The sequence below is a fragment of the Pseudarthrobacter sp. genome, from assembly GCF_036675385.1.
In the GTDB taxonomy this organism is placed as follows: Bacteria; Actinomycetota; Actinomycetes; order Actinomycetales; family Micrococcaceae; genus Arthrobacter.
Map to the genome: position 1 here is coordinate 1 of NZ_JAKFFD010000012.1, position 7,613 is coordinate 7,613.

Here is a 7,613-nt window from a genome sequence, read left to right on the forward strand (position 1 = left end):
TCCAGGTCGATGTCTTTGAGGACTGTTTTGGGTCCGAAGGACTTTCGGATTCTCTGGGCAAGAATGGTGCCGTCGTTACTCATCGGGCGATACCTTCCGGGTCTGTCAGCACAACGGGTTTCGCCTTCCGGGGGAGGCGGGAGGTTGTGCGGGAGTATTTCTGCTCGAGCTTGGACTGCGGGTAGCTCAGCAGCAGGGTCATCACGAGGTACCAGAGGCTGGCAACGAGCAGCAGCGGGATGGTCTCGTAGGTCCGGGCGTAGATGAGCTGGGCGCTTTGGAGCAGTTCGGCAACGCCCAGGACGCTGACCAGGGAGGTTTCCTTGAACATTCCGATCACCTGGTTGCCGGTCGCCGGGATGATCGAGGGCATCGCCTGGGGGATGATGACCTTGCGCATTTTCGTGGCGGCGCTCATGCCGAGGGAGTCTGCGGCCTCGATCTGGCCCTTGCCGACCGACGAGAAACCGCCGCGGATGATTTCGGCCATGTAGGCGGCTTCGTTGAGGGTCAAACCGATCAAGGCTGCCGTGATGGGTGACATCAGGGCGTTCACGTCGATGGCGGTGCTGATGTCCGTGAACGGAATTCCGATGGAGAGGTTGGGGTACAGCGCCGCGACATTGAACCAAAAGATAAGTTGCACCAGGACCGGGGTGCCCCGGAAAATGGTGATGTAGACGCCCGCCGTGGCCGCAATTGGTTTGATGCTGGAAGCCCTCATGATGGCCAACGCCAGCCCCAGGAGTGTTCCCAGGGCCATGCTGGCGACCGTGAGGAAGAGCGTGAGCATCAGCCCGCGCAGGATGGTCTCATGGGTGAAGTACCTCGCCACTACGCCCCACTTGAAGTTGGGGTTGGTGGAAACCGAGATGAGAATGCCCAGGGCCAAAAGGCTGCAGAGGATCCAGGCGACATACTCGAAGGTGCTGCGCCGCCGAAGCCTTGGTTTGAGCGCGGAGTCAATCCCCGTCATGGTGTCCTCACCTCTTGGACGAATGGATTTCAGCACGGCGCCTCTCTAGTTCAGCTTGGCTTCGGTGATGGCTCCGGAGTCCAGACCCCAGGTCTCCAGGGACTCCTTGTATTCCGGGGTCTCCAGGACGGACTGGAGCGCTTTCTGGAAGGCCGGGGTCAGTGGCGAGCCCTTCTTCAGGCCGACGGCGGTCAGGTCGCTTGAGCCGACGTTGACCCGGCCGAGCAGGGTAAAGGAGCCCGGCTGCTGCTTCTCTGCCCACCCGAGCGAGGTCGTGTCGTAGAGGATGCCGTCGATCCGCTTGGAGTGCAGCTGGACCAGGGCGTCCTGGATGTTGGGCAACGTCACGGCGTTGATCGCCGGCTGTCCCTTGGAGGTGCAGGTCTGCTCGTTCAGGGCCGGAAGGCGCAACAGCTGACCGGTCGAGCCCTGGGTGACGGCGATGTTCTTGCCGCACAGGGTTTCAACGGTGAGGTTCAGCGGGTTCCCGGCGGCCGCGGCCACAGAATTGCCGGCCCTGAAGTAGTCAATCATGTCCAGGACCTTGAGCCGCTCCTCGGTCTTGGACATGGTCGTGGCGGTGAAGTCGAAACGGCCACCGTCCAGGCCCGGGACGATCGTGTCGAACTTCGTGTCCACGAACTTCAGCTTCAGGTCAAGCTTCTTCGCAATGAGCCGGGCGACGTCCGGGTTCAGGCCGATCGGGGTGGTGTTGTCCTCCGCGAGGAACGTCGTCGGCGGGTAGTGCAGGTCCATCGCCACCGTGATTTCGCCCTTGTCCTTGTACGACTGCGGCAACAACTTGACGGCGGCTTCATCGGGCTGGACGCCCTCCGAGATGTCAGCCGTGTTCGATGTCTTGGATCCTTCACTACCTGAACCTTCGCCGGGACTGGTCCCGCACGCGGTTAAGGCCAGTAAAACCGCTAACCCTGCAGCGGCAGCCCGAACCCTGGTTTTCATTTTCGTCGCTGTCTCCTTCCACACTTTCCGGCCGGGTGTCTTCACCTACAATGCAACCACCCTTGTCGGGGATCGTCGACAATTTACAGCGAAAACTTTGAGGGAATGATGCACAAAGGAAAGGCCAGATCGGATGGATCTGGCCTTTCCCTTTCGGAAGTGTTGCATGAGGAGGAACTTCAGGCTGTGACGTCGCTCCCTCTGCTGGATGCAGTGAGATCGTCCACGGCCGTTTCCAGGTGGCGTTTGATGGCTTTGTGGAGTGCTTCCTTGTCCCCGCTTTCGAGCAGATCCAGCAGGATCTGGTGTTCCTGCACCAGGACGTCTATCCGCGGGTAGGCGACGGCCAGGTTCAGGATGCACATCCTGGATTCGGCTGCGAGGGTTTCGTAGATCCGGATCAGCCGGGAGTTGCCCGCACCGGCCACGAAGGAGGTGTGGAATTCCATATCGAGCCGGGCAATCGCCTGCCAGTCCGAAACAGCAACCTGCTTGGCCATGTCACTGATGATGGCCTGCAGTTCGCGGCATGTGTCGTTGACCTGCTGCTGGCCGGCATCGAGCAGCGCGTCAGCGGCAGTTGATTCCACCGCCTGGCGGACTGCGTAGATCTCCCTGATGTCATCGGTAGCGAGCTCAAGGACGAAGACGCCCCTGTTACGGCGGCTGACCAGGATTCCCTCCTGGCACAGCCGCTGCAACGCCTCACGGACCGGGCCCCTGGATGTGTGTAGCTGGCTTGCCAGGACAGATTCATTGATCTGGTCTCCCGGACGGAACGTACCCTGAACGATTTGTTCACGCAGCTGATCAGCGATCAGCTGCGCCGTAGGCCTTCCCTCCAGTGCAAAGAGCCCTTCCGGTGCCGCCATGGATGTCCCCCTCATTTCCTTCATTGCTTACTGCTATTTCCTAGATGGCTATTGCGGTGTATTTGTACTCAAGGAATTCTTCGATGCCGATTTTGCCGCCTTCGCGGCCCAGCCCGGACTGCTTGACGCCGCCGAAGGGTGCAATCGGGTTGGAGACGAGGCCGGTGTTGATGCCGACCATGCCTACTTCGAGTTCCTGGGAGAACCGCAGGGCCTTGGCCATGTTTTCGGTGAAGACGTAGCCTACCAGGCCCCATTCGGTGTCGTTGGCGGCGTGCAGCACGTCATCCTCGCTGTCGAACGGGGTGATGGCGGCGACCGGTCCGAAGATCTCGTTGTTCATCAGGTCGGCGTCCAGGGTCACGTCGGTCAGGACGGTGGGGGCGTAGAAGTAACCCGGGCCCTCTGGGCGGCTTCCACCGGTCAGGACGCGCGCGCCCTTGGCAACGGCGTCGGCGACGAGGCTTTCGACCTTGTCCAGGCCCTTCTGTTCGATCAGGGGACCCACTTCGGTTCCGGCCAGGGCTCCGTTGCCTACCTGGAGTTCGGAGATCTTCTTGGCGAACTTTTCGCTGAATTCACCCACGACTGAGCGGTGGACGAAGAAGCGGTTGGCCGCGGTGCAGGCTTCACCCATGTTGCGCATCTTGGCTTTCATGGCGCCGTCGACGGCCTTTTCGATGTCTGCGTCAGCCAGGACGATGAAGGGGGCGTTTCCGCCCAGTTCCATCGAGGAGCGCATCACATTGTCGGCAGCCTGGCGCAGCAGGATCTTGCCCACCTGGGTGGAGCCGGTGAAGCTGATCTTCCGGGCTATGCCGCTGCCGGTCCAGGTTTCCACGACGGCGGAGGCGCTGGAGGTGGTGACGACGTTCAGGACGCCGTCGGGAAGGCCAGCCTCCCGGAAGATTTGCACCAGGGCGAGGGAGGTCAGCGGTGTCAGCTCGGCAGGCTTGAAGACCATGGTGCAGCCTGCGGCGACGGCGGGCGCAATCTTGCGGGCGCCCATGGCCAGCGGGAAGTTCCACGGGGTGACCAGCACGCAGGGGCCGACCGGTTCCTTGGTGATCATGATCCGGGTGTTGCCGTCGACCGAGGTGGTGCTGTCCCCGCCGATGCGGACGGCTTCTTCGGAGAACCAGCGGAGCATTTCGGCGCCGTAGGCCACCTCGCCTCTTGCTTCTGCCAGGGGTTTGCCCATTTCGGCGGTCATGATTGCCGCCAGGTGGTCGGTGTTGGCAATCACCAGCTCAAAGGCGCGGCGCAGGATGTCGGCCCGTTCGCGGGGTGTGGACTTGCCCCACGCCGCCTGGGCCCGACCGGCAGCCTCGATGGCTGCGCGGGCTTCTTCCGGTCCGCCATCGGCCACATGGGCGATGATCTCATGGGTGGCCGGATTTTCCACCGGGAAAGTGGCGCCGCTGGCGGCCTGCTGCCAGGCGCCATCGATGAACAGTTCCGTGTGAAGACCTGAGGGGTCGAATGAGGAGCTCATGTCACGCTTTCAAAAGAATGGTAGGAGAGAAATTAGGAGGTGGCCGTCTTCAGGGCCTGGGTGAACCTGGTCAGACCGGCCTGAATCTCGTCGCTGCTGACGTTGAGCGCCGGGATGATGCGGACGACGTTGCCGTGCGGGCCGCAGGTGAGGAGAAGGAGTTCTTCCTTGATGGCTGCTTGCTGGACAGCCGCAGCGGTAGCGGCGTCAGGGGTGTTGTCCGGGGATGTGAATTCGACGCCCTGCATGAGGCCGCGGCCGCGGACGTTTCCGATTACCGAAAATTCAGTCTTGAGCCTGTCAAGCCCTGCCCGCAGTTCATCGCCCCGCAGCAGTGCATTCTCGACCAGGTTCTCGCGCTCAATAACACCCAGGGTTGCGACGCCGGCCGCGGCCGCTACGGCGTTTCCGCCGTAAGTGCCGCCCTGGGAACCCGCCCAGGCCTTGCCCATCAGCTCTGCTGATGCAGCAATTGCTGAAATCGGGAAGCCGCTGGCGAGGCCTTTGGCGGTGATGACGACGTCGGGTCGGATTCCGGCCCAGTCGTGGCCCCAGAACTTGCCGGTGCGGCCAACCCCGGCCTGAACCTCATCGAGGATAAGCACAATGCCGTGCCGGTCTGCTCGTTCGCGGAGTCCTTGGAGGAAGGCTACGGGCGTGGGGATGTAGCCGCCGTCGCCCAGGACGGGTTCGATGATGAACCCGGCCGTGTCGCTCGGGGCGCTGATGGTGAGCAGGAGGTGGTCGAGTTCCTTCAGGGCGAATTCGACGGCGGTGGCTTCGTCCCAGCCGTACCGGTACCAGTGCGGGAACGGGGCAACGTGTACTCCACCCATGATGGGGGAGAACCCTGAACGGAACTTCGTGCCGGCGGTGGTCAGGGACGCCGCGGCGACGGTCCGGCCGTGAAAGCCTCCCTGGAAGGAGATGATGTTGGGCCGGCCCGTGGCCATCCGGGCCAGGCGTACCGAAGCCTCCACCGCCTCGGAGCCGGACGTCGCGTAGAAAACGCTGTCCAGCCCCGAGGGCAGGAATTCTCCCAGTTTTTCCGTCAGCGCAAGCAAGGGCTTGTGCATCACGGTGGTGTACTGGGCATGGACAATCTTGCCCACCTGTTCGCGGGCCGCCGCTACGACGTCGGGGTGGCAGTGACCTGTGCTGGTAACACCGATTCCAGTGGTGAAATCGAGGTACTTTTTGCCGTCGGTCGCGTGGATCCAGCTGCCGAGGGCATGGTCGACGACGACTGGAGTGGCCTGCTTGAGGAGGGGACTAAGAGTTGCCATGGCTTCATACTTTCTTAGGGACTGTAGATTGTCAACAATATGCGATGCTGAGGGATTCGCGAAGAGGGGCGCTTCTTTTAATTCGTTTTGAAGCGTTGGGGGCGTGCGAAGTCGAGGCCATCGAACGTGCGTTTGCCCAGGGCTTCGTGTGCCGCGATTTCGCCGTAGCCGGTGGCCATTTTGAAGCCGGCGCCGGAGAAGCCGGTGGCGCAGTAGATCCTGCTCCTTTCGCTGAACCGTCCAAGGAGGGGGTTGCCGTCTTTGGTGTAGAGGTCGGGGAAGGCATCAGAGCGGATGATGTTGGGGAACAGTCCGGGGAAGAACTCGGTGACCGTCTCCATGGTTTCCGAGATTTCCGCGGATGTTAGTTCCCTGAGGACGGAATCCGGACCGGACGCCCGTTGCGATCTGCCATCCAGGGTTGCCTTGACGGTGACCCCATCCACCGCGGGGGCCCCGTACATGGAGTGGTCCCCGGAGATCCGGATGAAGATGGGGAACTTTTCCGGCGAGAAGTCTGCTGCGTCCCGGGCGACGAACCAGGAAAGATAGTTCCGGCGTGTTTCAGTTGCTGCCTTGAGGTAGTCGGGCATCAGCCGTTGGGACCAGCCGCCGGAGGAGACGATGACGTTCTCGAAGGTCCAGGCTTTGTTGCCGGAGGTGATGAGGACACCGTCGGCGGTTTCGGTGATGCTGTCGATCGGGGTCTTGGTGTGGATCGTTGCCCCGTTGGCTTCCGCCGCGGCGACCGCCGCCGTGACGGCGCGGTCGGTGCGCAGGGCGCCGGCGTGCGGATCGTAGACGGCGATGTCGTCCGGGCGGAGGTTGTGTTGCGGGTACCGTTCGGCCATCTCTTCGCGGCTGAGGATTTCGTGTTCCGCGCCGTTGGTCCTGGTGGTTTCCAGGAGCTTGGGGATGTAGGGGCCGTCGGCGGTTCCGATGGAGAGTCCGCCGCAGCGGGTCAGGATGTTCTGGCCGGTTTCGGCCTCGAGCTCGGCCCAGAGATCCCGTGAGCGCTCCAGAATGGGGTAGAAGTCAGGCAATCCGCGGTAGAGCATGCGGAAGAGCCGGGTGTCCCCGCCCACGGCGCTGCGGGCATGGGCGGGTGCCTGGGCCTCGAATCCGACGACGGAATCGGACAGGCGGGAGGCCTGCCAGAGTGCCATGCTTCCGATGCTGCCCAGGCCGATGACTGCGAGCTTCCCGTCCATGGTTAGAGCACCTGTTCTAGGAAGGCCTGCGTCCGGCGTTCCTGGGGGTTGGAAAGGACTTCTCGGGCGTCGCCGCGTTCGACGACGTAGCCGTCGTCCATGAAGATCAGCGAGTCGGCCACTTCGCGGGCGAAGCCCATTTCGTGGGTGACCACCACCATGGTCATGCCCTTCTTGGCGAGGTCCTTCATGACGGCGAGGACTTCACCGACTTTTTCCGGGTCCAGGGCGGAGGTGGGTTCGTCGAAGAGCATGATCTCGGGGTCCATCGCGAGGGACCGGGCGATGGCGACGCGCTGCTGCTGCCCGCCGGAAAGCTGAACCGGGTAGTAGTCCCCGAACCCGGCCAGGCCGACGCTGGCGAGCAGTTCGTGGGCGCGCTTGGCTGACTCTTTCTTATCTGCTCGCTTGACCAGGACGGGGCCGGACATGATGTTTTCGTGGGCGGTCATGTTCGGAAAGAGGTTGAACGACTGGAAGACCATGCCGACCCTGGTGCGCTGTTCGGCGAGTTTCTTGGGCGGCAGGGCGTGGTAGGCGTTGTCGGTTTCGTAGTAGCCGAAGTCCTCGCCGTTGACTTTCAGGACCCCTGAGTCGACTGTTTCCAGGCCGTTGATGCAGCGCAGGATAGTGGATTTGCCGGAGCCGCTGGGGCCAATGATGCAGCAGATCTCTCCGCTGGCAATGTCCAGGTCGATGTCTTTGAGGACTGTTTTGGGTCCGAAGGACTTTCGGATTCTCTGGGCAAGAATGGTGCCGTCGTTACTCATCGGGCGATACCTTCCGGGTCTGTCAGCACAACGGGTTTCG

At 62.4% G+C, this 7,613-nt stretch carries 7 protein-coding genes; all 7 read right to left on the minus strand.

Annotated features, from left to right (window positions below):
- Positions 1-79 precede the first annotated feature (79 nt).
- The 7 genes from V6M49_RS01235 to V6M49_RS01265 all read right to left on the minus strand — a co-directional run bounded on the left by V6M49_RS01235 (position 80) and on the right by V6M49_RS01265 (position 7,573).
- Entirely contained in the window at positions 80-976 is an 897-nt protein-coding gene (locus V6M49_RS01235; protein WP_332759602.1) for an amino acid ABC transporter permease, read from the minus strand.
- 45 nt (positions 977-1,021) lie between these two features.
- The gene (locus tag V6M49_RS01240; RefSeq protein ID WP_332759603.1) at positions 1,022-1,774 is read right to left on the minus strand and encodes an ABC transporter substrate-binding protein; all 753 of its coding nucleotides are present in this window, start codon (positions 1,772-1,774) and stop codon (positions 1,022-1,024) included.
- A 344-nt stretch (positions 1,775-2,118) separates the two neighbouring features.
- Positions 2,119-2,811, minus strand: coding sequence for a GntR family transcriptional regulator (locus tag V6M49_RS01245; RefSeq protein ID WP_332759604.1), 693 nt, complete (start codon positions 2,809-2,811; stop codon positions 2,119-2,121).
- Positions 2,812-2,851: 40 nt separating this feature from the next.
- The gene (locus tag V6M49_RS01250) at positions 2,852-4,306 is read right to left on the minus strand and encodes an NAD-dependent succinate-semialdehyde dehydrogenase (RefSeq protein WP_332759605.1); all 1,455 of its coding nucleotides are present in this window, start codon (positions 4,304-4,306) and stop codon (positions 2,852-2,854) included.
- A 32-nt stretch (positions 4,307-4,338) separates the two neighbouring features.
- Complete coding sequence (locus V6M49_RS01255) at positions 4,339-5,592, minus strand: aspartate aminotransferase family protein (protein ID WP_332759606.1); 1,254 nt, start codon at positions 5,590-5,592, stop codon at positions 4,339-4,341.
- Between the two features lie 77 nt (positions 5,593-5,669).
- Positions 5,670-6,803 carry an N-methyl-L-tryptophan oxidase gene (gene solA / locus V6M49_RS01260; protein ID WP_332759608.1) on the minus strand — a complete coding sequence of 378 codons (1,134 nt, stop codon included), beginning with the start codon at positions 6,801-6,803 and terminating at the stop codon, positions 5,670-5,672.
- A 2-nt stretch (positions 6,804-6,805) separates the two neighbouring features.
- Positions 6,806-7,573 carry an amino acid ABC transporter ATP-binding protein gene (locus V6M49_RS01265; RefSeq protein WP_141140417.1) on the minus strand — a complete coding sequence of 256 codons (768 nt, stop codon included), beginning with the start codon at positions 7,571-7,573 and terminating at the stop codon, positions 6,806-6,808.
- Positions 7,574-7,613: the final 40 nt, after the last annotated feature.

Coding starts and splice junctions, on each gene's coding strand:
- V6M49_RS01235 (WP_332759602.1), bottom strand. CDS start 976: ATGACGGGGATTGACTCCGCGCTCAAACCAAGGCTTCGGCGGCGCAGC.
- V6M49_RS01245 (WP_332759604.1), bottom strand. CDS start 2,811: ATGGCGGCACCGGAAGGGCTCTTTGCACTGGAGGGAAGGCCTACGGCG.
- V6M49_RS01250 (WP_332759605.1), bottom strand. CDS start 4,306: ATGAGCTCCTCATTCGACCCCTCAGGTCTTCACACGGAACTGTTCATC.
- V6M49_RS01255 (WP_332759606.1), bottom strand. CDS start 5,592: ATGGCAACTCTTAGTCCCCTCCTCAAGCAGGCCACTCCAGTCGTCGTC.
- solA (WP_332759608.1), bottom strand. CDS start 6,803: ATGGACGGGAAGCTCGCAGTCATCGGCCTGGGCAGCATCGGAAGCATG.
- V6M49_RS01265 (WP_141140417.1), bottom strand. CDS start 7,573: ATGAGTAACGACGGCACCATTCTTGCCCAGAGAATCCGAAAGTCCTTC.